Annotated in this window: 21 protein-coding genes; 6 read left to right on the top strand and 15 right to left on the bottom strand. The window is 39.2% G+C overall.

Going from position 1 to position 26018, the window contains the following annotated elements:
• Positions 1-212: 212 nt before the first annotated feature.
• The 8 genes from guaD to deoD all read right to left on the bottom strand — a co-directional run bounded on the left by guaD (position 213) and on the right by deoD (position 8753).
• The gene (gene guaD / locus H4J62_RS11160; RefSeq protein WP_182215981.1) at positions 213-1538 is read right to left on the bottom strand and encodes a guanine deaminase; all 1326 of its coding nucleotides are present in this window, start codon (positions 1536-1538) and stop codon (positions 213-215) included.
• Positions 1539-1542: 4 nt separating this feature from the next.
• A complete protein-coding gene (locus H4J62_RS11155; RefSeq protein WP_182215979.1) occupies positions 1543-2076 on the bottom strand; it encodes an ureidoglycolate lyase in 534 nt (177 codons plus the stop codon).
• Position 2077: 1 nt separating this feature from the next.
• Positions 2078-2446: a hydroxyisourate hydrolase gene (uraH, locus tag H4J62_RS11150; protein WP_182215978.1), complete on the bottom strand. Its 369-nt coding sequence runs from the start codon at positions 2444-2446 to the stop codon at positions 2078-2080.
• A gap of 4 nt (positions 2447-2450) precedes the next feature.
• Positions 2451-2990: a 2-oxo-4-hydroxy-4-carboxy-5-ureidoimidazoline decarboxylase gene (gene uraD / locus H4J62_RS11145; protein ID WP_182215976.1), complete on the bottom strand. Its 540-nt coding sequence runs from the start codon at positions 2988-2990 to the stop codon at positions 2451-2453.
• 173 nt (positions 2991-3163) lie between these two features.
• Positions 3164-4102: a xanthine dehydrogenase accessory protein XdhC gene (gene xdhC, locus H4J62_RS11140; protein ID WP_182215974.1), complete on the bottom strand. Its 939-nt coding sequence runs from the start codon at positions 4100-4102 to the stop codon at positions 3164-3166.
• Positions 4095-6467 (bottom strand): xanthine dehydrogenase molybdopterin binding subunit, encoded by a 2373-nt coding sequence (gene xdhB / locus H4J62_RS11135; protein ID WP_182215973.1) that lies wholly within the window; start codon positions 6465-6467, stop codon positions 4095-4097. Before xdhB ends, xdhC begins: the two co-directional genes overlap by 8 nt.
• Positions 6460-8013: a xanthine dehydrogenase small subunit gene (gene xdhA / locus H4J62_RS11130; protein ID WP_182215971.1), complete on the bottom strand. Its 1554-nt coding sequence runs from the start codon at positions 8011-8013 to the stop codon at positions 6460-6462. The genes xdhB and xdhA overlap by 8 nt, the downstream gene beginning before the upstream one ends.
• Positions 8014-8048: 35 nt before the next feature.
• Positions 8049-8753, bottom strand: a complete 705-nt coding sequence (gene deoD, locus H4J62_RS11125) for a purine-nucleoside phosphorylase (RefSeq protein WP_182215970.1) — start codon at positions 8751-8753, stop codon at positions 8049-8051.
• 267 nt (positions 8754-9020) lie between these two features.
• On the opposite strand from deoD, the gene H4J62_RS11120 reads away from it, so the two are divergent.
• Complete coding sequence (locus H4J62_RS11120) at positions 9021-9596, top strand: TetR/AcrR family transcriptional regulator (RefSeq protein ID WP_259364916.1); 576 nt, start codon at positions 9021-9023, stop codon at positions 9594-9596.
• A 338-nt stretch (positions 9597-9934) separates the two neighbouring features.
• Here the strand turns inward: H4J62_RS11120 and H4J62_RS11115 are convergent, their stop codons facing one another.
• Both H4J62_RS11115 and H4J62_RS11110 read right to left on the bottom strand, forming a co-directional pair.
• Complete coding sequence (locus H4J62_RS11115; RefSeq protein ID WP_182215966.1) at positions 9935-11572, bottom strand: endonuclease; 1638 nt, start codon at positions 11570-11572, stop codon at positions 9935-9937.
• Between the two features lie 316 nt (positions 11573-11888).
• Positions 11889-12140 carry a transketolase-like TK C-terminal-containing protein gene (locus tag H4J62_RS11110; protein WP_182215965.1) on the bottom strand — a complete coding sequence of 84 codons (252 nt, stop codon included), beginning with the start codon at positions 12138-12140 and terminating at the stop codon, positions 11889-11891.
• A 610-nt stretch (positions 12141-12750) separates the two neighbouring features.
• Here H4J62_RS11110 and H4J62_RS11105 point away from each other — a divergent pair.
• A complete protein-coding gene (locus tag H4J62_RS11105; RefSeq protein WP_182215963.1) occupies positions 12751-15990 on the top strand; it encodes a TonB-dependent receptor in 3240 nt (1079 codons plus the stop codon).
• Between the two features lie 173 nt (positions 15991-16163).
• Here the strand turns inward: H4J62_RS11105 and H4J62_RS11100 are convergent, their stop codons facing one another.
• Positions 16164-17171: an AraC family transcriptional regulator gene (locus H4J62_RS11100; protein ID WP_182215961.1), complete on the bottom strand. Its 1008-nt coding sequence runs from the start codon at positions 17169-17171 to the stop codon at positions 16164-16166.
• A 98-nt stretch (positions 17172-17269) separates the two neighbouring features.
• Between H4J62_RS11100 and H4J62_RS11095 the strand changes: the two genes are divergently transcribed.
• Both H4J62_RS11095 and H4J62_RS11090 read left to right on the top strand, forming a co-directional pair.
• On the top strand, positions 17270-17734 hold the full coding sequence (locus H4J62_RS11095) for an SRPBCC family protein (protein WP_182215959.1): 465 nt from the start codon (positions 17270-17272) through the stop codon (positions 17732-17734).
• Positions 17725-18546, top strand: coding sequence for a sterol desaturase family protein (locus tag H4J62_RS11090; RefSeq protein ID WP_182215957.1), 822 nt, complete (start codon positions 17725-17727; stop codon positions 18544-18546). Before H4J62_RS11095 ends, H4J62_RS11090 begins: the two co-directional genes overlap by 10 nt.
• 35 nt (positions 18547-18581) lie before the next feature.
• On the opposite strand, the gene H4J62_RS11085 is transcribed toward H4J62_RS11090, so the two are convergent.
• Positions 18582-19823, bottom strand: a complete 1242-nt coding sequence (locus H4J62_RS11085; RefSeq protein ID WP_182215955.1) for a CaiB/BaiF CoA-transferase family protein — start codon at positions 19821-19823, stop codon at positions 18582-18584.
• Complete coding sequence (locus H4J62_RS11080; RefSeq protein ID WP_182215953.1) at positions 19823-21004, bottom strand: acyl-CoA dehydrogenase; 1182 nt, start codon at positions 21002-21004, stop codon at positions 19823-19825. Before H4J62_RS11080 ends, H4J62_RS11085 begins: the two co-directional genes overlap by 1 nt.
• A gap of 132 nt (positions 21005-21136) precedes the next feature.
• On the opposite strand from H4J62_RS11080, the gene H4J62_RS11075 reads away from it, so the two are divergent.
• Positions 21137-22018, top strand: a complete 882-nt coding sequence (locus H4J62_RS11075) for a LysR family transcriptional regulator (protein ID WP_182215951.1) — start codon at positions 21137-21139, stop codon at positions 22016-22018.
• 84 nt (positions 22019-22102) lie between these two features.
• On the opposite strand, the gene H4J62_RS11070 is transcribed toward H4J62_RS11075, so the two are convergent.
• Together H4J62_RS11070 and H4J62_RS11065 are read right to left on the bottom strand one after the other, a co-directional pair.
• Positions 22103-22537: a GNAT family N-acetyltransferase gene (locus tag H4J62_RS11070; protein ID WP_182215950.1), complete on the bottom strand. Its 435-nt coding sequence runs from the start codon at positions 22535-22537 to the stop codon at positions 22103-22105.
• Positions 22538-22751: 214 nt separating this feature from the next.
• Entirely contained in the window at positions 22752-23597 is an 846-nt protein-coding gene (locus tag H4J62_RS11065; protein WP_182215948.1) for a carboxylate/amino acid/amine transporter, read from the bottom strand.
• A 191-nt stretch (positions 23598-23788) separates the two neighbouring features.
• Here H4J62_RS11065 and H4J62_RS11060 point away from each other — a divergent pair, with 191 nt between their 5' ends.
• Positions 23789-25972, top strand: a complete 2184-nt coding sequence (locus H4J62_RS11060) for a prolyl oligopeptidase family protein (RefSeq protein WP_182215946.1) — start codon at positions 23789-23791, stop codon at positions 25970-25972.
• Positions 25973-26018: the final 46 nt, after the last annotated feature.

Here is a 26018-nt window from a genome sequence, read left to right as displayed (position 1 = left end):
AAATATGATCACCTGAACAACAGATAGGCTGTTTGTTGAGCAATGATGCTGATTCTCTATCTAGATATTGTTTAACGAAGGATGAAATATTGTCTTGTCGCACCGGTAATTAGTGTGGTCGACACGAATAACGCGCCAACCTGAGTAAAACCGATCACTAAAGGTAAAAACTGTAAAATTAATTTTAGCTATTACATATCTTATTGTAAGCACTAATCGCAATTAATCTCAGCTAATTCACCTTGTATATAAGTGGCTTTAACCGCACGGTCATCCCCTAATATAGTGAAAGAAAAAAGTTTCTCTGCCAATGATTGGCACTGCTCTAACCGTAATTTCATTAATGGTGTTGCATGATAATCTAAGACTATAAAGTCAGCCTCACAACCCACTTGAAAATTACCTACTGTACCTTCTAAGTCTAGCGCCCTTGCGCCACCTAAAGTTGCCAAATAGAAAGATTGTAATGAATCTAATTTTTTGCCTCTTAACTGCTGCGTTTTATAGGCATCTTTTAAGGTCTCTAATAGTGAAAAACTGGTTCCTGCGCCTATATCTGTACCTAGACCCACTTTAATATTGTGTTGCTGGGCAACATCAAGTTTAAACAGACCACTCCCTAAAAACAGATTTGAACTTGGACAAAATGACAAGGCTGAATTAGATTGAGATAAGTCGCTATATTCAGCATCACATAAATGTATACCATGAGCAAAAACACTACGACTGCCAAGTAATTGATGCTTTTTATAAACATCTAAATAGTTTTCGCAATCGGGATTAAGCGATTTAACCCATTCAATTTCTTTTAAATTTTCAGACAAATGGGTTTGCATATAAACACCTGGGTGCTCTTTTAATAGTTGTCCAGCCAAGCTTAACTGTTCATCACTACTGGTTGGCGCAAACCTTGGGGTGATAGCATATTGCAAACGCCCTTTACCATGCCAATCTTTGATAAGTTGCTTAGACTGCTGATAACTACTTTGCGCGGTATCGAGTAAATAGTCAGGAGCATTCCTATCCATCATCACTTTGCCAGCAATCATGCGGAGATTTTTGGCTAAAGCCACTTCAAAAAAGGCATTAACTGACTCAGCATGGACAGTGCCAAAAACTAATGCGGTTGTTGTGCCGTTAGCAAGCAATTGATTGAGGAAAAACTCACTGATTTTAGTGGCGTAGGCTTTATCAGCAAACTTTTTTTCGGTCGGAAAGGTATAATCTTCTAACCATTGTAATAATTGTTCACCATAACTCCCTATCATCTCAGTTTGAGGATAATGGATATGAGTATCAATAAAGCCTGGGACAATCAGGCCATTTTCAATATGTTGAATCTCTAGGGAATGCTCTAAATCAGCCAACATAGCTTTAGCTGTGCCCAACTGTTTAACCTTGCCATTTTCTATCAGCAAAATACCATCTTCAAAATACTGGTAGCTGCTCTGCTCTGCTTGCTCTTTATCTTGGCAAGGCGTCGAGGCTGGGTCTTCGACAAAATGTAAAATCTCACCGCGAAATGCTTTTACTGACATCGACTTAATCGCTCCGGTTATCTAAATTGAAATGTATGGTAATTTTATTTTCTAAAGCGATTTCATCGCAGTTTTTGCCGACACCTTTTCGGTCAACAACTAAAAAATCAGCGGTTTCACTTAAAGCTAAACTATAATGATGCCAAGTACCTTTGTGGTAATTAACACCTTGGTTGCCTGTAGCAAGAAATACGGCTAATTTAGTCACATCAAATTCGCCCGCAGGTCCAACAACTACCAAATAAGCGTTAGCAGACAAAGGATAAAAAGCCTGGCTTGATAAAGGATGACGTTCCATACAGTCAATGGTTATTTGACCTATACCGGCGTTGATCTGACAGCATTCTTTAGGCGACGAGCGAAAAACACTGATAATACCTTGCCCTGCTTCCTCACTAACATCTAGCGTCGCTAATGCATGATATCTTTGTGTAAGCCCATAATTTATTGATATTTTTTCTACTTGATCATTGACTTCAATCACATCACCAAAAGCTTGAAACGCTTTTTGGCTTAGTGGTTTAGCATGTAAAATCATCTTAGCTGCCACGGTAAGTTGAGTAACCAAAAGCGGTCAGTAATAATGGAATATGATAGTGTTCACCATCACCACTGATATCAAAAACAATATCAACATAGGGATAAAAAGCTTGCTCATTCAGCGCGTTAAAATAATCACTAATCGCAAAATGAACGCGATAACTCCCCGCAGGCAATATTCGTTCTTTATCAAGTAAGGCCGGCACTCGCCCATCACTGTTTGTTTGGCCTTGTGCCAAAAGTGACCACTGTGCTTGGATACTATTGTCACCATCATTTGAACCCTTAAGTTCAAAGAGAGAAATAGTAATACCAGCAGCGGGTTTACCGCGACTAGTGTCTAATATATGTGAAGTTATTTGACTCATAAACTTAGGTCTCTTTTACGTTTGAAGCAGTAGTGGCAGTTTCAGCAATCATTTTTTTGATTCTTAACTGAAATATTTTTCGTTGCTCTTCTGCTGCATTAATGATTTCTTCCACGCGATTATTAGCGTAACGTTTTACCAATATATCTAACATCTGCGTGGCTGTTTTACCTGTGGCACAAACAATAAAAATGAAGCCAAACTTTTCTTGATAGTCATCATTTAATTGCTTTAACTCACTTAATGCTTGTTCTGTCGCTGTGTTAACACCCGATTGTTCTCCCGCGGCAATTTTCTCTGTCGAGCGGTATTTTTCTCTTAGGCTAGACACATCGCCAATTTTAGGGTGCCCTTCAAAAGCCTGCAAATAATCGGCTTCTGTAAGGTTTTTCCAGCTGAGATCAGCGTGTGCAGATAACGCCGCTAAATTGTTATATGGCATAGCAGCCACCATGCGGCTTACCCAAGTATTGGCTGTACAGCACTGCATAAAGGCCAAGTGGGCCGCCTGAGGTTGCAAAGCATTTAACACGATAATCGACATAACGTTTCCTTATTCAAGGTAACCAATAATGCCCTTTTTCTTAAGAGCATTATTAGGATAAATATATAATTTGATCTCATTATTATGCGGTTTTTAACCTGTCGCTGTTAATAATAAGTGTTGCCGCTTTTATACCTTCTAGGGTAAAAACGCCTGTTGAACCTAAGGTAAAGTTATTCATTAATCTTATCTGTAATCGGTTTGCTATCAGTTACTTTATTTTTGCTTCGACCGGTAACATGGAGATTAGTCGCGCTATTAAGTAACGGCGTTAACGCTTTGAAACTGATACCTTGCGCGGTAGTTGACTGATGACCTGCATGGTCGTCTTTTTGATATAAACCAATAATTTCAGCCGCAATTGATACCGCAACTTCCATAGGACGTTTACCCGGCACGGCACTTAAACCAATAGGACAAGTGAGCTGTTCAATAGCCTGCTGACTAAATTCTCGATGTTTTAAGCGATGCTGAAAGCGTTTCCATTTTGTCTCAGAACCAATTAAACCGGCATACGCAAAATCACCACGCTTTAACAGCGCCTGGCATAGTTCAAAATCTAATTGATGATTGTGGGTCATAATGATAAAAAAACTGCCTGCAGGCATGCTAGCTATTTCATCTACCGGATTGTCACTAACAACACACTCAATATTAGCCGGCGCATTTGCCAGCATCTCAACAGGAAACTGTTCTTGGCGATTATCAACCCATTTTAGCTGGCAAGGTAAGTCAGCAAGGATGGTCGTTAACGCTTTACCAACATGGCCGGCGCCAAAAAGCATTATTTGAGTTTTACAAGCTACAAAGCTTTCAAATAATACGCTACAATCTCCGCCGCAACATTGCCCTAAGGAAGCACCTAAAGAAAAGTGCTCGATATGTTGATTCTTATCCTCGTCTGCTAATAATTGTTGCGCTATCGCGATAGACTTAAACTCTAAGTGACCACCACCAATAGTGTCATAAGTGCTATTGGCACTCACCACCATCTTAGTACCAGAATTTCTAGGCGCTGAGCCATGCACACCAATAATTGTTAGCAAGACAAAGGCCTCTCCTTTGATCTTTAATGAACTAACCGCTTCAGACCAACTTTGTCGGTTATTCATCAGTGTCCATCCCTTGCTGGGCGGTTATTAATTGCACAGCCTTTAAAACTCGCTCTGGTGTGGCAGGAGTATCAAGCGACGGAATAACACCTTTGGCTCTATCTTTTGCAGCAACAGAGTTAGCAATAGCGGCGCGCAGCGCTGACCAGACAGAAATAGCCAACATAAACGGTGGCTCGCCTACCGCTTTAGAATGGTAAATGGTCGCTTCACGATTAGGAGAATCTTTCAACAACTCAACGTTAAAGACTTTTGGTGCGTCGCTAATAGCAGGAATTTTATAGGTGGCCGGCCCAGTCGTTAACAAACGTCCCTTATCATTCCAATGTAATTCTTCAGTGGTTAACCAACCGACGCCTTGAATATAACCACCTTCAATTTGGCCTATATCTATCGCAGGGTTTAAAGAGTCACCAACATCATGAAGGATATCGGTTTGTAATAACTTGTATTCACCGGTCAGCGTATCGATTAACACTTCAGATACTGAAGCACCCATCGCAAAATAGAAAAACGGTCGACCTTGGGCATTTTCTCGATCGTAATAAATTTTTGGCGTTCGATAAAAACCGGTCGACGATAAAGACACCCGAGCAAAATACGCTTTTTGGACTAACTCAACAAAACTGAGTTTATGTTCACCGGCATCGATTAAATCGTCACTAAAAGTTATCTCGTTACTCTCAACAGCAAAGTGCTCGACAGCAAAATCAATTAACCTTTGTTTAATTGTTTGTGCAGCGTTTTGAGCGGCTTTACCATTGAGATCGGTACCTGAAGAAGCCGCTGTTGGTGAAGCATTAGGGACTTTGTCGGTCCGCGTTGCTGATACTTTTACCTTATCAACGGCGATACCAAAAACTTGTGCAACGATTTGGGCAATTTTAGTATGCAACCCTTGGCCCATTTCAGTGCCGCCATGTGTAACATCAACACTTCCGTCGGTATAAATATTAATCAGCGCCCCTGCTTGATTAAGATGCTGAGCAGTAAACGAAATACCAAATTTAACCGGTGTTAGTGAAATACCTTTTTTAAGAAATTTACTGCCGGCATTAAATTCATCAATTTCTTGGCAACGCTTGGCATAACGAGAGCTATGCTCAAGTTTGGTTATCATCTCAGCTAAATTATTGTGCTCTACTTGCTGATGGTACGGGGTAATATTGCGCGTATCTGTACCGTAAAGGTTAGCTTTACGCACAGCAAGTGGGTCTAATCCTAGAGAGTAAGCAATATCATCCATGACACACTCAATAATCATCATACCTTGTGGACCACCAAAACCTCGAAAGGCGGTATTGGAGGCGGTATTCGTCTTACAACGATTACCGATAATACTAACATGGTCCAAGTAATAACCATTATCAGCATGAAACATGGCTCTGTCGACGATGGCATCTGATAAATCAGGTGAGTAACCACAATTACCATTGACCGTTATATCTATGCCTTCAATAACACCTTGACCATTAAACCCTACTTGATAATGATTTTCAAAAGGATGACGTTTACCGGTCATCATCATATCGTCGCTACGATTTAAACGCAGCTTTACTGCTTTTTGGGTTTTATCAGCAAGTACCGCCGCTAAACAAGACCAACCAGCCGCTTGTGTTTCTTTACCGCCAAAACCACCACCCATACGTTTCATATCGACAACGACGCGATTAAAAGGGATACCTAACACTTCTGCCACAAGTTTTTGAACTTCAGCAGGATGTTGGCTAGATGAATAAACGGTCATTCCGCCATCTTCGGTGGGAATAACACTGGCTATTTGACCTTCCAAATAAAAATGCTCTTGGCCACCAATGGTAATCTCACCACTCAGCTGATGCTTAGCTTGCTCAATAGCAGTGGCACTATCACCACGTTTCATACTATGCGGTGGACGAACAAAGCTCTTAGCTTCTAACGCTTGTTTAATAGTCAGTACTGGTGTTTTTTCTTTATAGTCAATTTTTGCCAACGCTACCGCTTGTTTTGCTAACTCATGGCTCGTCGCAGCGACCGCAAAGATAGCTTGACCATAAAATTCAACGACATCTTTGGTGAGTATTGGATCGCCCGGAAAAACAGGACCAATATCAGTATGACCAACAATGTCATCTAAGGTAATAACAGCAACTACACCCTTGGCGGCGCGTACTGCCGATAAATCTATCGCGGTAATATTACCACTGGCAATTGTTGCCATACCAACAGCAGCATGCAATTGCCCTAACGACTCTAATTTGTCATCGGTATAAACGGCTTTGCCGGTAACATGCATTTCAGCACTTTCATGCTTGGTCGATTGCCCAACCGCGCCAGAACTTTTTTTACTTTCAAGACCTTTATCAATTTCACTTAATTTACGCATGAGTCACTCCTTTCCCTTCAAAGGTATCAACTTCAAAGGTTTCGATTCGGGTTGCTGCATGCGTTTGCTCTAGTTCATAAAAGCATTTTCTCACTAAGTTTTTTGCCACTTGTAAGCGATATTCACTGCTCGCGCGCACATCTGACATCGGAGAGAAGTCTTTTGCTAATGCTGTCATCGCTAAAGCAATATTTTGTTCGCTGGGCTCTTTACCCATTAAAGCTTGTTCACAGGAAAAAGCGCGTTTTGGGATGCCTGCCATACCGCCAAAAGCAATGGTAATATTAGCCACTTTTTTATTGGCAAACTTAATATAGAAACAGGCAAGCACCGTTGAGATGTCGTCATCTAAACGTTTTGATATTTTAAAGACTTTGAGATGTTTATTACTGTTAGCTTTTGGAATTTCAATACGTTCAATGAACTCACCACTTTCGAGTTGTGTTACTTTGTAATCAACAAAATAATCTTCAACAGATATTTCACGAGTACGCTCGCCTTTGCGAAGCACTAACTTAGCACCTAAGGCGATTAACACGGGTGGCGTGTCTCCAATAGGAGAAGCATTACCGACATTTCCCCCTAACGTGCCCGAGTTTCTCACCTGAGTTGAACCAAGGCGATAAAGCATTTGACCAAATTCTGGATAATGCTGGCTTAATAACTGATGGCTTTGCTCATAGCTCACCATAGCGCCAATAGACAAAGTTTCTGCTGTTTCATTAATTTGTGCAAGCTCGCGCACATTGCTCATCGAAATCATGGTTTGTATTTGCGCCATACCTTGGGTAACGCTTAACGCTAAATCTGTACCACCGGCTAACAATTTAGCTTTCGGGTATTGTTCAACCAATTTTGCTAATTTATCTAAGGTATAAGGAAGATAAAGACTCTTGCCATTATTGTGCAGTTCAACAGTTTCTTGTTGCTGAGCTATGAGTTTTAATTGCTTAATAGTCGCCGCTTGCTCGTGCTCAAACTGATCAACGTCATTGTTATCACAAGCTTGTTTTGCCGCTTCAGTAATAGAGCGATAGCCAGTACAGCGGCACAAGTTACCCGCTAAGCCATGCTCGATGTCTTTGTCTAGATCAACAGCAGGAGAATTATCTGTCGCATCAATAAACTTGGCTTGCGCTAAATTTTTCTTTAATGAAAAAAGTGACATTACAAAACCAGGAGTACAAAAGCCACATTGTGAGCTATGGCAATCGACCATAGCTTGTTGAACACTATGTAATTTATTTCCTTGCTGTAAGTCTTCTACTGTAACAAGCTGTTTGCCATGAAGTGCAGATAAAAAAGTAATGCAGGTATTAATCGATTGATAGCTAAGATGTTCGGTTATTGTTTGACTTTTTGCTGAGTGAACCACTTCAGCAAGCACTGCTGTACAGGCACCACAGTCTCCTGAAGCACAACCTTCTTTCGTCCCTTTTCGACTCAACTCTTCTCTTAAATAGTTGAGTACCGTCATATTAGGATCACAATTTTCGATAATTTTACGTTCGTTATTTAACAAAAATTGAATTTTATTTTCTGACATATGGTTAATTACCTATACAAATATGCGTACTAAAACTAAAGAATACTTTCTAGAGTAACTTCAATCATTTCGCCAAATTTTAACTGACGATCTTCTGCTGACATTTTTTCGCCCGTTTTAATATGATCACTTACTGTTAGCAGGCATAGCGCTTTTTTACCTAATTCAGCGGCAACGCCATAAAGACCAGCCGCTTCCATTTCTACCGCAAGAATGCCATATTGTTCTAACTTCGCGAATACTTCAAATTCTGGTACATAAAACAAATCAGCTGAAAAAACATTACCTACTTTCGGCGTTTTGCCTAAACGCTTCGCGGTGCTAACCACTTTTTCGAGTAACTCATAGTTAGCTATAGCCGCAAAATCATAATTATTCAATCGTTGACGATTAACATTAGAGTCGGTGCTGGCACCCATAGCAATAACGATATCTTCAAGTTGTATATCGTCACGAATTGAACCACAGCTACCAACACGAATAATATTTTCAACGCCATAATCTCGGTAAAGCTCAGTCGCATAAATAGACATCGAAGGGATCCCCATACCTGAGCCCATCACTGAAATACGTTTACCTTTGTATTCGCCCGTGTAACCAAACATATTTCTAACTTCGGTGACCTGTTTAACATTGGTTAGGTAGTTGTCTGCGATGAATTTTGCACGTAAGGGATCACCCGGCATGATAACCGTTTCGGCAAAATCTCCGACATTAGCTGAGATATGTGGTGTTGGCATAATAAATTTTCCTAATAGTTCAGAGATGTTTTAATTATTTTATAGCTATTTATTTTCACATAATAGAAATAACCTGACACCAGTGTCAAGTAAAATCATAATTCTGCTAAAATTAAACCCTAAATTGACTATTAACTTTATTGTTGAAATAGCTTATATTTGCCACCCTGCTAATAAATGCTGCAAAGATGATTGATTAATATGCCAATAATAAAGAATCAACAACCAAACACGTCATCAACTGGGCGGGTCAGAAAAAAGAATCAATTGATCATTTTAAAAGCTGCCGAGCAAGATTTCTTAGAGCATGGTTTTAAAGGGGCATCAATAAAAGGCATTGCTGAACGCGCCGGTATCCCACGGGCAAATGTTCATTATTATTATAAAAATAAAGAAGCTATTTACTCTGATATATTATTAGAAATTCTTACCTTATGGGATTCATCCATTATTACCTCGACTGAAGAACCTGCTAAAGTCTTAGGTGATTATATTCTTGCTAAGGTGATGTATTCAAAAACTAATCCTGAAGCATCACGGATATTTGCCGGTGAATTTATACACGGTGCTCCTCGCTTGCAGGAATACTTAAAAACCAGTTTTAAAACTTGGATAGATGAGGTTAAAGCGACTATTGAAGGCTGGATTAAGCAAGGTAAGATGGACCCAATTGATCCACTTTATTTACTCTTTACTATTTGGGGAGCCACGCAACATTATGCTGATTTTGCCCCACAAGTTAACGCAGCCATGGGTAAAGATAAGTTAAGTAATGAAGACTTTGAACAAGTGGCTAAAACCCTTACCCAGATAATTCTTAAAGGTTGTGGTATCAGTAAGTAAAAAATTTACACTGATAGATATAAAGCTAGACGTGCAATATTACGCACTAATTCCTTGAAAGACAGGATGTCTGAGAGAGGTCATCCTGAACATCGTCTCTCTTTCACATCCATGTGACCGTGACATACCGTTGACGTACAGGGATGCACTAATGCCTTGAAAGACAGGATGTCTGAGAGAGGCCATCCTGAACATCGTCTCTCCTTCACATCCATGTGACCGTGACATACCGTTCATCCTGAACATAAAAAAAGCATTTCACTTTTAAAAATGAAATGCCTTAACGTTACTTTGTTAGCTAATGCTTTAAAAGCAATGAATAAGAGAAGTTCCCTTAATTAATTACCCCAGATACTGTCAACATATTCAGGGTGGTCAACAAAAGGATTACGGTTGCCTTGATGACCAAGTGCCGCTTCATTTCGATCTATTTCTTTTTGACTGACTGGGTCATTGGTATGCCAACGCAATAACATTTCTAATTGCCATAATTCAAAAACTTGATTACTACTACCATCTAAAATAGCATCACCATACACTGAATTATTCTGCCAGCCGCCAATCAAGTTTTCATAACGCGTCGCCATGTAAAATTGTGCGCGGGCTAAATCACCTTTAAATTCATCAATGGGTTCAAACACAGTACCGCTATAACCTAAAGTCGTGGTTGCTGAGCCTAATTTACTGTTATTAGTTGAAGTAAAAGATGCTGTGGCAACTTCACCGTAAGGGTAACCACCGCGTTTCGAATTAACAAAGCCATCGGTTGCATAGATATGATGAACATCAGAGTTCATTGGCTCTACTTTGCCGCCAAACCAGCTTTTTGGGAAAGTATGTTCTCGATTATAACAACCGCCTTCACCGCTATAATTACCACACTGATCGGTGACTTTAATAAAATTATAATTGTCACTCACCAGCGGATTTTCAGAATATATATCTAATATAGAGCCATCATTTTCAAAATAAACATCCAAAGAATGGTTTTCATAGAAGGTCCATAGCGCTGAATAGCCCTGATTTGCATGATCTTTGATTAAATTATAAAGCTCTGTTTTTAACGGGTAACCTGATGTCGAGCTAATGCCGTCATAATAGGTACCAGAATAAGTGCCTGAGCCACTGCCTCCTCCACCCGGAATTCCGCCTGTGTTACCTAAAGTAAAGGTTTTGGTTTCACTACTGTTGAAGTCACCACCGTTAATTAATGCAGTTCCGGCAAGAGAAAATTCATAAGAGCCATTGCCGTAAGTACAGCAAATACCATCACCATAAGTATCATTAATGGTAAAAGTATAATCATCATCGGCTAAACAATAACTTTCATTATAGCTGGTCGAACTTTCGTAGTTATTACCACTAGCAACTTCTTGATTACTCGTGTTGGTTAATGTCCAACTAGTTTCGTAACCGTAATTATCTGTGGTTAAACTAAAAGTCACATTATTGGTACTGCAACTACCTGTCCCACCGCCCGATGCTTGAGTAGGTTGAAAATAGTCAACATAGACAATTTCAGAACCATCAAAACCGGCAATGTCGTAAAAACGTAAGCCAACAGCAATATCTGACGTTGCGCTTGCGGTATAACTATGGGTAACTTGTTGCCATTGATTAACTAGACTTTCATTCGAGTAGCCCTGATAGCCATCGATATATAAACGCGCTTTAATACTACCTTCTGTATGGTAAACCCAAACAGAAAATTCGTAAGTTTGCCCTGCAACAACACTAACCAGTTGTTGAATGTCGGTAGAACCTTGTGTACCGGTATTAACGGTAATTTCAGCTGAACTCAAACCTTCTTGAAAAACAGTGGTATTTTTATTCACGCTAATACCAGAATCAATCGTCGTCCAACCCGAGGGGGAGCCTGCTAACCATGTTTCAAAGCTTCCATTATTAACGTCTGCAACAGCATAGTGGCTGGTAGCACAGAGTAATAAAGCAGCAATATTATTTTTATAGTTCATTTATATACCTTATGTTTTTATTAAATAATGGTAACACTCCCTATATTATCCATAATGCTTGCAACTCCGTAATAAAACCCGAATAAAACGTACACAAATACAGTGCAAATTTGACACGACACCAAGATAAATAATCTTAACCAAGTAGTCAACAAATAACAAAAAGTAATAGTGCAGATTGTATATTAATACCACAGCATAAATTATTATCTAATGGCTGTGGCATTACTTTTAAATTATTATTACCAAACGTTAACTTTTTTAACAACCTCATCAACAGTAAAGATAAAGTACGCCATTAATACTTTACCCGGAGCTAACTCTCAAAACGACTAAGACCAACAACGCCGCCACTTAAACCGATATACTTCCTCCAAAAATCGCTATGGACGGCGCCTATAGCAACAGGTTTAGTAACGGCGACTGGCAGTATGTCTTTTTTACAATAGCTACTTTGTTCATCAAATATATTGGTTGATAGTATAGAAACAACTTGTACTTTTTGTCCTTGCGCGGTCAGTACTTTGCCAGCATTTAAAGTAAGTTCAACTTCTATAGCCTGTCGCAATTAAGATAACCTCTGGTGCCCCTTTACAAGTGGTTAATACGCAGGCACCTTTTTTCAATATTTGCTAACTGTGATTCATTGCGGGGTATGGCTGATAAATTTTGACGTGAAAAAATTAATGCACTGGTGATTTTTAAACGCCATTTTCCAAACAACAGTAGATTCAGTGGCATCACAAGGACGCCAAGTTGTCAGGTTAGGTATAGTAGGTAAATTGGTTAGTTGTTCTATCGGTTAATGCGTTGGGTCATCTTCTCCTTGCCCAAAGGAAACATAGCATTAGTTAACTTTTTACGTGGCAAGAGGGTTACTCCTACTTTAAGTTTCATTGTTTATGATACTATTATTTAAAATATTATTTTCTTGTCCAATTGGTCAAGTAAAACTTGACACATATGACAAGATAGTATTATTTTAATGAGACTCTATAGAAGAAAAATGCTGCTCGATATTGAAAAATATTGCTAAATAAAGCTTAAGAGTAAAAATAATTATTTGAAACGTTGATTATTTTATAGAGATTATTTGAACTAACGGATCACTGATATTTCAATGAAAATGTTACAGAATAACGTTGGTTCTTTTTAAAAACTTAGGGAACAAATATAAAATGAACAAACTAAGACTGTCAAAAATAGCCAGTGCGATTGTGATCGCTGTTGGCTTATCGACTTCTGCAATGGCTGCAGATACCTCGTCTTCAATGCGAGGTAAAATCCTAAGCCCTACGGGCGAAGCCGCTAGTAATGTTAAAATCACCGTTATTCATGAGCCTTCAAAAACCAGCCGTGAGTTTATGACAAATGCCACAGGTACCTTTACCGCTAAAGGTTTACGTGTTGGTGGTCCTTATACTGTTATTATTGATTCAGACACATATAGTGATACCACTTTAGATAATATTTTTCTTAATCTTGGTGATACTCATCGTATTAGCCAACAACTACAAGCAGATAATATTGAACGTATTCAAGTAACAGGCTCAAGTTTTCTTCAAAAATCAGGTGGTTCAAGCAGTATTTTTGGAGCAGAGCTTATTCAGAATACGCCAAGTTTTAACCGCGATATTAAAGACATTGCCCGTTTAAACCCATTAGCAAGTATTAATGGTAACGGCGAGTTAATTATTGCTGGTGGTAACCCACGTTCAAACAGTTTAACCGTTGATGGTATTGGCCAGAATGATGACTTTGGACTTAACTATGGTGGCTACCCAACAGAGCAACCACCAATATCGTTAGATGCTATTGCGCAAATATCAGTCGATGTGTCACCATTTTCAGCACAAAAAGGTAACTTTGGTGGTGGTACCATTAATGCAGTTACTAAATCAGGATCTAATGAATTTAAATTTTCAGGCTTTGCTGAAACTTCAACACCGGATATGGCTGGTGATGTTCAAACAATCGATATAGCAACTGAAGTTTATTATACTGATTCAGACGTTGATAAAAAGAACCCCAGAGTACGTAATATATTAGATGATGATGACCATCAAACATTTGTTACTAAAACGGTTGCCCCTATTAAAACACAATCACGTTTTGGTTTTAACGTTGGCGGCCCTATTATAGAAGACAAACTATTTTTCTTTGTTAACTATAGTAACTGGTCTAGTGAGTTGGCCATGGATTATGGTTTCCAAGGTAGCGGCGCTACCCATGAATACGATATTTCTCAAGAGCAATTTGATGACTTCAATACAATTTTAGGTGATGTTTATGGCCGCACTGATTCTTTAGGTGGCGATCAAGAAGACACCAATGAAACGTTATTAGCTAAATTAAGCTGGAACATCAATGATGATCACCGACTTGATTTCACCTACCAATGGCAAGATGATCAAGATGAGCGTAATGCCGGCACCGGTGGTACAACCGTTAGCATGGCATCAAACCGCTATACTTATGCAACTACATTTAATAACTTCGCCACTAAAATTTATTCAGACTGGACTAATGACTTCAGTACTGAAATGGGCATAAGCTACAAAGATGTTGCAACAGATAGTAATACTAATAGCGATATCGGTGAAATCACCGCTATTACAGAATATCGTGGTCCACAGTTTGTTTTTGGACAAGACCAGTTCCGTCATGCCAATGAATCAGCCACTCAAAACCTGACGTTGTCGTTAGATGCGACTTACTTGATGGATGACCATGAAATTAATTTTGGTCTCCAATATGAAGATTTAAACTTATACAACTTATTTGGGGCTAATTCATTAGGCTCTTGGGAGTTTGCAAGCTTTAAAGATTTTGCCGCACGTGATTTAGCTAGATACGGTGAATTTACTTATCAAAATTCATATACCGGCGATACTCAAGACCTTGCTTACGACGTTTCACGTAGCCAACTATCCTTTTATATTGAAGACAACTTCGATCTAACAGACGATATCAATGTTACTGCAGGTGTTCGTTATGAACGATTATCATCAAGCGACAAACCAACACTTAATAGCAAATTTCAAGAAACTTACGGTTACACTAACCAGGAAAATCTTGACGGTTTAGATATTATTTTACCACGGGTTAATATTGAATGGATATTCTCTGAAAAACTAACACTTTCTGCGGGTATTGGTCGTTTCCAAGGTGGTATCCCAAATGTTTGGTATAACAACCCATTTCAAAATGACGGTATTACGCTGGTTGCTGCATCAAGTAAAGCGGTTGACGATTATTATCAAGATAGACTTGTTGAGATTGACTTCAATGTTCCTAGCGAAATAATCAGTTCACTTGAAAAAGGCGCTGGTAGTACAAACTATACTGACCCGAATTTCAAACTCCCTTCAAGTTGGCGTAGCCGCATTGCCGCAGATTACACTTTTGACATTGATGGCTTAGGCGAAAACTTTAACTGGTCAACAGAATTGATGTACCATGTTAAAGAAAATGAAGCTGTTTGGAAGAATACCGCATTACTTTATCCTATTACCGCTGCTGATGGTGAACGTCTAATCTATGAAAGCCGTTACACCGGTGATGTAGAGGATAACTTTGATATTCAAATGACTAACGCGCAAGACAATGGTCGCTCTATTATCTTTTCAACAGCGTTAGCAAAGCGTTGGGACAATGGCTTAAGTATGACCATGTCTTACGCTCATCAAGATATCGAAGAAAATCACGCTGGCTCATCATCACGCGCACAAAGTAACTACAAACATAATGTTGTTAAAAGCCGTAATCTTGATTTTGTTGCTCGTGGTAATTATGAAGTTGAGCATAACCTAAAAATTAACTTAGGCTATGAAACTGAGTTTTTTTCTGGTTATAAAACCAATATCAACTTATTCTTTGAACGTCGTTCAGGCCGCCCATTTAGCTGGGTAACAGGCAACTATCGAGATGAAGACTTAGGTGATACTCGCGACTTTTATTCTAACTCGGCTTACTTAGCGTACATTCCAACAGGTGCTGAGGATCCAAATGTAAATTGGACCGATTCAGGAATAAAGTGGAACGAGTTAGAAGCGCTCTTAGACCGAGCAGGTATTAGCGAACGAGGTGAAATTCTTGACCGTAATACTGGCACACAACCTTGGGTAACAACAATGGATCTCAGCATTAAGCAACAGATCCCAGGTTTTGCAGAAGGTCATAAAGGTGAAGTATTCTTGATGGTCAACAACTTTGCTAACATGTTAAATGATGACTGGGGTGTTGAAAAGCGAATGAGCTTTCCACAGCAAGCTATTTATGATTTTGGTGGTTTAGATGGTGATGGCAAATATATAATAGATAAAGTTTATAATGGCTCAGATACTCGCAGTTACGATCGAACAGTATTAGGCTCATCTGGTTGGCAGATGAAGGTAGGTATTAACTACAAGTTCTAATACCAATCGGTAAAACTGTTAATAACAGTTTTGTATAAAAAAATCGAACGGCTTTGATTTAATTCAAAACCGTTTTTTTATTTTACGGCTAACTTTTAATTTCTAACTGATAATAATGATCACAAATATCATTACCTGCTGGGGTTTATCTAGCGACCCCCAGAAGAATAAGCTTATGTTTTAATTAATTTATATTTTAAGTAATACAAAGGGCTGCAACCATACCAACGTTTAAATGCGCGATTAAAAGAACTTTGATCGTTAAAACCAAGTTTTAAGGCGATAGTACCTAAGGGATATTTGCCCATATAGCCTTGTAACCGCCTTTTGCGTTCGCTTTCAAGTAAATAAGCAAACGAGGTCTGTTGTTGTTTTAATTGACGTTGCACCGTTCGAACTGTCATGTTTAAAGCACTTGCTGTGCGTATTAAATTGCAGTCGTCCAAATCATTTTTAGCCATCAAGAGATGGCTTATTTTCTCGGCTAAGCGCTGCTGGCTTTTAAAACCTGACAATTGCTGCGCCGATACTTGTTTAAGTGCTAAATTAATAGCGGCGTTATCAGTTTTAAAAGGCAGTGCTAAATAGCTACTAGGAAAGATAATTTGATTATATTGTGCATTAGTTTTAATCGGGCAGTTAAACCAATCAGTGAGTCTCTTTATTTCAATATCAGGCCAAGACTCAGTAAAAAAAATATAACTAGGTGAAAGCTGGGAGTTAAGCAATTGGCGAATAACACTAACCCAAGCCGTCATATTACGTAAAATAGCCTGCGGGCTGCAACTTGCGTCTGGCAACCATCGAATAATAGCAATATCTTCTTGTTGTTCAAATTCAGCCTTGCCGATATCAGCGACCAAACGGTCATAAATTAACAGCGATGAAATTGCGCTTGCTAAATTATTACTCGATTCGATGAGATAACCCAGCACACCAAAATCCGCGGCTCTGATTTGCTGACCTAATTTAAATCCAAAAATTGGCTCATTTAAAGTCTGTTGCGCATAATCAAGCAGTGCATTATAACTGCTTAAACTAATGCGAGGCGCTAACTGTTGTGCTTGCTTATTCGCGTATTCATCAAAGTGTATCGCCGACAAAACGCTTTGACTCTCTAAACCAAGCGTTTCAAGGTAATCAAGGCAACTTGTATAATAATGATCGGCCAACGTAGTCATTTGTCACCTAAAGCTAAAAAATGGTCATCTATGAGCAAGTCTGCCACGGAAGTTTTTTTTATACTAGTGGTAATTATCAAGAGTGGTGCGTTGTAACTATGATCTCAATAACCTTAAAACAAAATATCAATGCAACGCCGCAACAAATTTGCGAGACCTTGCTAGAGCATCAGCAATTAAGTCGTTTTTTTGATGCAACTTTTAGCCTGATTCAACCACAAAATAAAGATGAACTAAAAGGTGGTAAAGGCGCTATTAGGCAAGTAAAAATCAGTGGCATTAAGTTTTCTGAGCGTATTATTAGCGCTGACCATCACCATATAAGTTATCAAATAATGGGTAATAAACCCGTTGCAGAGCATCGCGGCGACATTTATTTTAATGAAAAAGACTTGGCTAAAGATAGTAGCATCCCAGCAACCACTGAAGTTACCTACCATATTAGCTGCAAAGCCCCCTGGTGGTTACCAAGCTTTATACTGGCTTTTTTTATTAGAAAAGATTTAGTGCAAGCACTTAAAAAATTAGCGTTACACTTTAAAGGTGACATGGTATGTCCATAGAAATTATTTTACTGGCGCTAAGCCCAGTATTTATTATTTTTGTTACGTTAGAATTTATTAAATATCGCCGTTATTACGATATCAAAGACAGCTTCGCCAACACGGCACTGGCTCTGATGCATCAAGGTGCAGATGCTGTCGCCTTACTGATTTTAATGCCCTTTTTTTATTGGCTTTATGATTATCGATTATTTGATATAGCGCTAACCCCTATCAGTATTTTTGGCGCCTTTATCTTGCAAGACTTCTTGTATTATTGGTTTCATAAGGCATCGCACCATATTCATTGGTTATGGGCCGCCCATGTTGTTCATCATAGTTCGACCAAAATGAACTTTACTACCGCCTTTAGACAGAGCTTAATGTATCCGCTTGCCGGTATGTGGCTATTTTGGTTGCCGATGATATTACTAGGTTTTGACCCCATTACCGTATTTACTGTAGTCGCACTTAATTTGGCTTATCAATTTTTTGTTCACACTCAAGTTGTGAATAAGTTAGGGTGGTTCGAAAAAGTTTTTAATACCCCATCGCATCACAGGGTTCACCATGCAATAAATGCGGGTTACCTGGATAAAAATTTTGCTGGGGTTCTGATTATTTGGGATAAATTATTTGGCACCTTTGCCAAAGAAGAATCTGGAAAACCTTGTAAATACGGTATTGTTGGACAACTGCACAGTAATAACCCACTGACGATTACCTTTCATCAATGGCGTTATTTAATAAGCAGTATGTTGACCAGTAAAGGCATGAAAGCAAAACTGAAGGTACTCTTTGGTTATCCGACCAGCTCCGTTAAAGAGAAGTAAGTGAGATAACCGCTAAGCTTTGCTGGTTCTTACGACTAAGCAACAACACCTTGCTCAAAAGCACTTGAGATAATGGCATCATCATAGTTAAGCATATCCTTTAAAACAAAGTAGGTATGCTGTCCTAACTCGGGTGCTGCACTATGGTATTGCAGAGGTGTCGCCGACAGATTAATGGGTGATGCCACAACATCGATTAAATCGCCATCATCGTTTGGCAGTTGCTTAACCATAGCTCGGTGTTTTATTTGAGGATGGTCAAATACTTGCTCTAGAGTATTTACCGGTCCACAAGGTACTGATATCAATTCAAGTTGCGCTATCCACCACTGCGTTGTTTGTGTCTTAATTTTTTTAGCCAATGTCGACACCACATCGTCTCGATGAAGAACCCGTTGAGCATTCGTGCTATAGCGGTCGTCTGCTGCAAACTCGTTTAGCTGACACAAATGACAAAACCTTGAAAATTGGCTGTCATTGCCAATGGCTAAAATTAAGTCACCGTCTTGGGTGGTAAACGTTTGATAGGGCACGATGTTTGGGTGTGCATTACCTAATCGAGGTGGATTTTCATTAGTGGTTAAATAATTCATCGCTTGATTAGCCAGCATTGCTGTTTGAACATCAAGTAAAGCCATATCAATATATTGACCACACTTGGTGTGATGCCTAGCCATAAGAGCGGCTAAAATAGCGTTACAGCTATATAGCCCGGTCATAATATCCACGACTGCAACCCCAACCTTCATTGGACTGCCTTGCTGTTCACCGGTAATACTCATCAGGCCACCCTCGCCTTGTATCATGGCATCGTAACCGGGTTTGTGAGCATAAGGACCCGTTTGCCCATAGCCAGTAATTGAACAATACACCAAATTAGGATTAATTTTTTTCAACTCAGCATAATCTAAACCATATTTAGCTAAATCACCGACTTTAAAGTTTTCAATAAAAACGTCTGACTGCGCCACTAAATCTTTAATGATCTGTTGACCTTGCTGACATTGAATATCAATGGCAATAGATTTCTTGTTGCGATTAGCGCAATGAAAGTACGCCGCTTGTGGCGGTTGACTGGCTGTTTGGGGTTTTACAAAAGGAGGCCCCCAAAAGCGGGTGTCATCACCTACTTTTGGCCGTTCAACTTTTATCACCTCAGCCCCCAGATCAGCGAGCATTTGCGAGGCCCAAGGCCCCGCAAGTATCCGGCTTAAATCGACTACCTTGATACCTGCTAATGCCGATGGAGGGTTTGCGTTTGTAAAAGTATCTGTCATTAGCAAAAAGCTTGTAAACCGGTAATGGCACGACCTAAAATCAGGGCATGAACATCATGGGTACCTTCATAGGTATTAACCGCTTCAAGATTCATCATATGGCGAATAACCCCATACTCATCACTGATGCCATTGCCACCGTGCATATCACGTGCAACACGAGCAATATCAAGCGACTTACCACAATTATTACGTTTCAATAGTGAAATTAATTCGACCGGACATTGATCCGCATCCATTAACCGTCCCATTTGTAAGCAACCTTGTAGACCAAGACTTATCTCAGTTTGCATATCGGCAAGTTTCTTTTGAATTAATTGGTTAGCAGCCAAGGGGCGACCAAATTGCTCACGGTCTATCGTGTAAAGTCTTGCGGCATTAAAACAGAACTCTGCAGCCCCTAAAGAGCCCCAAGCGATGCCATAGCGCGCTTTATTTAAACAACCAAAAGGCCCTGCTAAGCCTTTAATCTCTGGGAACATATTTTCATCGGGTACAAAAACGTTATCCATAACAATTTCGCCAGTGATTGAAGCACGTAAAGAAAATTTGCCCTCGATTTTCGGTGCTGTTAACCCTGTCATGCCTTTTTCAAGCACAAAGCCGCGAATTATTCCTTCAAACTTTGCCCAAACAACAAACACATCAGCGATAGGCGAATTGGTGATCCACATTTTACTGCCCGTTAAAGCATAGCCACCCTCAACTTTCTTGGCGTGCGTGCTCATTGAAGCAGGATCACTACCTGAATTAGGCTCAGTTAACCCGAAACAACCCACCCATTCGCCGGAAGCAAGTTTAGGTAAATATTTCATCCGCTGCTCTTGTGTACCATAGGCATAGATAGGATGCATAACGAGTGATGATTGCACACTCATCGCGCTACGATAGCCACTGTCAACGCGTTCTACTTCACGAGCGATTAAGCCATAGCTAACATAATTAACTTCACTGCCACCATACTTAGCAGGCAAAGTAGCCCCTAGTAAACCCAATTGACCTAATTCACGCATTATTTCTCGGTCAAAATGTTCATGTCGATTGGCTTCGAGTACTCTGGGCATCAATTTTTCTTGGCAATAATCATAAGCGGTATCGCGTATCATACGCTCTTCTTCGGTTAATTGATTATCAAGGAACATCGGGTCTTGCCAGTTGAAAGGCGTTAATTTGTCGCTCATCAGGTAACTCCATTAGTAGGCGGTTATGCGCTAAAGTTTATATTTATACGTTAACTCTATCCTCAAAATAAAAATAAATATAATATATAGTTATTATATTTATCATAACTTTTACTTATCAGTAGGCTTAATATGAATTTAAAGCGTTTAGCATATTTTTGTCAATTAGCCTTATTAGGCAATTTTACTCGGGCTGCACATAAAATAGGTATTGCTCAGCCAGCATTGAGTATAGCTATTCAAAAGCTAGAACAAGAAGTTGGTTTGAAGCTAATTAATCGTACCGATAAAAACTCCTTATTAACCGCTGAAGGTGAAGTGCTCTATAAACTGGCAACACAATTATTAAGCCAAGCAAAACAAGTTGAATTAGAGTTAGAAGAACTGAAAGATTTAGAACGAGGTACCATTCGCTTTGGTGTTTCCGCGATGATGGGCTCATATTATTTTCCGAAAGTATTAACGGCATTTAAGCAAAAGTATCCAAAAATAAAAATACACTTGATTGACCAAGGCACAGCGGCACTCGAGAAAATGTTAATGAATGGCGAACTCGACTTAGCCTTGATCCGCGGTGATTTAGAGAATCAACAACTGCGTTATACCGAGCTTATTGATGAGGAAATTGTTGCTGCTATGGCGATTTCACACCCGCTAGCAAAAGAAGAAACTTTATCATTGGCACAATTTTGTCAAGAGCCACTGGTGTTGTTTCATCAAGGTTATTTTTTACGTGAAGTGGTTAGCCACTATGCAAAAGCGCATAACTTATCATTAGACATACGTATGGAAACGAATCTTATTGAACTGCAAAAATCATTGGTTCGCAATGAAGTAGGTATCACTACCTGTTTATCGCGTATTTTGCAAAATGAACAGCAGATAACATCAATTCCGTTTGAACCAAAACTCGCCTTTAAATTGAGTTTGGCATGGAAAAAAGATCATTACCTTTCTAAAGCGAGTAAAGCTTTTATGACTTGTTTAACCTCTACACTCGATCCCATCAACTAAGTATTTTTTGCTGGCTATAGCTTAGGCTTAGGCTTAGGCAACATAGAAAATTATCTTCGTTGTTTTGGTCTTTATAGATTGACCTTATGTTGAACTTAATATGCCAACATCGATTGCCTGCTGTTCATTACTAAAAATAGCCATTGCCGTATTCATTTGTTTAAAGCCAAGCTTTTTATAAAAACCTTCTTTACCCGGATTAGCATATAATATTATTTTTTTATGTCCGAAAGATAACTCAACTAATTGATTAATCATTTTACGCCCTAAGCCCATCCCCTGATATTCAGGATGAATGGCAACGTCACATATATATGAACAATCAAGTCCGTCAGCTAAAGCTCTCCCTGCACCAATAAGCTTTTGTTTTTCATAAATAAAGCATTTAAACTTACTGTTTGAAAAAACAATATTAAGGTCGTCTTTGGCTTTATTACCTAAAGGCGCAATACGATATAACCTTGATAACTGCTGCCAATCAATGTCGGCTTGGTCGTAGACCCATGAAAAGTTCTGCATATATTCCTTATTTAACATCACAACAAGTGGCTAACAATTGTCGACTATTATCGTAAAATAATGACTAGTCTTTTTATCATCTTTTATCAATAAAAGAGAAACCGTAAGCACGTTATAAAGCGCTGTTCATTGTTTCAGACAACTAAATTTAGTCATTGCCCTTTTGAATAAAGTCGTACGTTGAAACTAACAATAAGTAGAGCCTTTATAAATACTATTCTCTATTATTTATATGGTTGAATAATAATGCGGCTAAAATAATTCCCGCGCCAATGCTTAACTTCACTAGGTCGGCATCTCTGTTCCAAATAAGTACGTTCACAATAATACCTGCTGGAATAAGTAAATTATTCATCACGGCTAATGCACCGACATTGACTAAGGTAGCACCTTTATTCCAGCCAAAGTAGCCTAAACCCGACGCTACAATGCCTAGGTAAATAAGGACACCCCATTGCGTTGCTGTATTGGGTAATTTATCTGAATTGCCGAATAAGGCATAGCAAACAACAGCAACGATTAATGCACCAATAAAAAACCAACCAAAGACCGTTTTATCATCTAACTTGCTATTAGCCATTAAGCGTTTGTAAGTAACTTGTCCAGTTGCAAAACAGATGTTGGCGGCTTGTACGAGCAGAAAGCCTGTCCAAAAGTTGCTGTTAATACTTTCATAACGGATAGCTACAGCGCCACCGACGGCGATAACGGCAGTTAGAAAAAATTTAGGGTTAAAGTGTTTTTCAAGGGCATCATTTAATAGCGTAATATAGATAGGCGTCATTACCGTAAACAATAAGACTTCCGGTACAGATAAATATAAAAAGGAATGATAATAAAAGCTATACATAACGCCAAGTTGCACAGCGCCTATCATCATAAGCTTTAGCGCTAAGGGCTTTGGTGTTTGTGTTAATTTCAAAAAAGGTAAAAAGACTAAGGTAGCAAGCGTTATACGCATAAGCACGCTAAACCATGCATCAACCTGCCCTGCCAAATAAACGCCAATTAAACTAAATGAAAATGCCCATAGCAGGGTAACTGCAAATAAATAGCCCATAAATTCTATCGTTAAGTAATTAATGACCGCAGTCTATCTGTTATTAATTACGGTATAAACAATAAAAGATCGCAACAAGCTATATAAAGACTAAACCAAGCAAAATCAATTATTTCAGCTGCGACTTGAATGTAATGCCGAACTCTGCTTATATTGATGCATATTCAGCAAAATCTTAATAGAAGGGAACTATGTCTGTATTGAATCACCCCAAGAAAACCCTATTTTTATGCGCAGCACTTTCACTCACCGCTTGCCAAAATGATAAAGAACCTAATAAGGCCCCCGTAATGAAAGTGGAAAACCTTGATAAAACTATTACCTATGACACCTTAGGAAAAACTGATCAAGATCATTTATATCTTGAGGAAGTTTTAGGTGACAAAGCATTAACTGAAGTAAAAAGCTGGAATACCCGCACCCTCGACCGCCTAATGGCAGACCCTCTATTTGAAAAAATGAATAGCGAAGTGTTGGAGATTGTTAACAGTAAAGACAAAATTCCATACGCGTCTTATCGAAATGGAGAAGTGCATAATTTTTGGCAAGATGAGCAACATGAAAGGGGGATATGGAGAAAATCGACCCTCAGTAGTTACCTTTCAGACATTCCGGTTTGGCAAACTGTTTTAGACTTTGACGCTCTGTCAAAAAGTGAAAATAAAAACTGGGTCTACAAAGGCAATAACTGCCTTTCACCTGATTACGAAATTTGCATGGTCAGCCTTTCTGATGGCGGTAAAGATGCCGTTATTCAACGTGAGTTTAATACCAAAACTCAAACTTTTGTAACCGATGGTTTTATCACCCAAGAAAGTAAAGGCAGTATAGATTGGCTAGACAAGAACACCTTAATTATCGGGGTTGATTTTGGTGAAAACACCATGACAACTTCTGGTTACCCTATGGTTTCTAAACTATGGCAACGCGGTACTGCGTTATCGAGTGCCGTTGAAATTGACCGTGGCGAGCAAACAGATGTTGGCTATTGGGGGGGTATAACAGAGCTAAGTGATGGCCGCCGCGAAATTATTACTACCCGGGCATTAACCTTTTATGACACCGAGTATTATTGGTTTCCACGCAAAAGTGATGGCAGCATCAGTGAAAAAATCAAATTACCAATACCTAAAAAATCAAATTTAAGTGGTGAGTTTAAAGGGCAAATGATTGTCAAATTAAACGAAAACTGGCGTGAATTCAAACTAGGCGACTTAGTCAGCTTTAACATTGATGATTTTATGAATGATGGCAAAATTGACCTTGTTAACCTTGTTTTTAGTCCTGATGAAAAATCTTCAATTGGTAACTTTGGCGTCACAAAATCTAAAGTACTGATGAGCATCTACCATGATGTAACCGGCTCTGCTCATCAATTCGATTGGCATGACAATAAATGGACCTCTAAAAAATTAGACTTTCCAGCTAATGGTTCCGTCTCAATTGGCAGTACCAACAGTAAAGAAGAAATTGCTTTTATTTCAGCAGAGAGCTTTCTTAATCCTGACACACTTTATACTTATAACACCGCAACAGGCGAAAAAGCTAAAGCTAAATCTTTACCTAGCTGGTTTGATGCTGAAAGCATGGTCAGTGAACAATTTTTTGTTTCTTCAACCGACGGTACTCAAGTTCCCTACTTTGTTGTTCGACACAAGAACACAAAGTTAGATGGTAAAAACCCAACTCTTTTGTATGGCTATGGCGGCTTTGAAGTTTCTCTAAACCCTAGTTATTCGGCTACTCGCGGAAAGTTGTGGTTAGAAAGAGGCGGTGTCTATGTCTTAGCCAACATTAGAGGCGGTGGCGAATATGGACCTAAATGGCATCAGGCTGGTTTAAAAACCAATCGCCAACGTATTTATGATGATTTTATTGCTGTCGCTCAAGATTTAATCACCAAAAAAATAACGTCTCCTGAGCATTTAGGTATCGAAGGTGGCTCAAATGGAGGCTTGTTAATGGGGGTGATGTTTACCCAACGTCCAGATTTATTCAATGCGGTAATATGTGCTGTGCCCCTGCTTGATATGATGCGCTATCATACACTATTAGCAGGTGCCTCATGGATGGGCGAATATGGCGACCCTGAAAACGAAATTGAAGGTAAGTTTTTGCGGAGCATTTCGCCTTATCATAATATTGACCCTGCTGTAGATTATCCAGAAGTCTTCTTTATAACATCGACTAAGGATGATCGTGTTCATCCGGGACATGCTCGAAAAGTAGCGAAACGCATGGAAGACCAAGGGCATAAATTTTTATACTATGAAAACATTGATGGTGGTCACTCTGCTGCAGCCAACCTTAAAGAAACCGCCAAGCGAATCGCACTGCAACATACTTATTTAATGCAAAAGTTAGCAAGTAATTAACAGTTTTATAGCGTAAAACTGATGATAGTGGCAGGATAATTCGCAG

Origin of the sequence: Colwellia sp. BRX8-5 (assembly GCF_014077325.1) — a bacterium.
Taxonomy (GTDB): domain Bacteria; phylum Pseudomonadota; class Gammaproteobacteria; order Enterobacterales; family Alteromonadaceae; genus Colwellia_A.
Note: the sequence above shows the minus strand (reverse complement) of the source record. Positions and strands in the feature narration are given on the sequence as shown.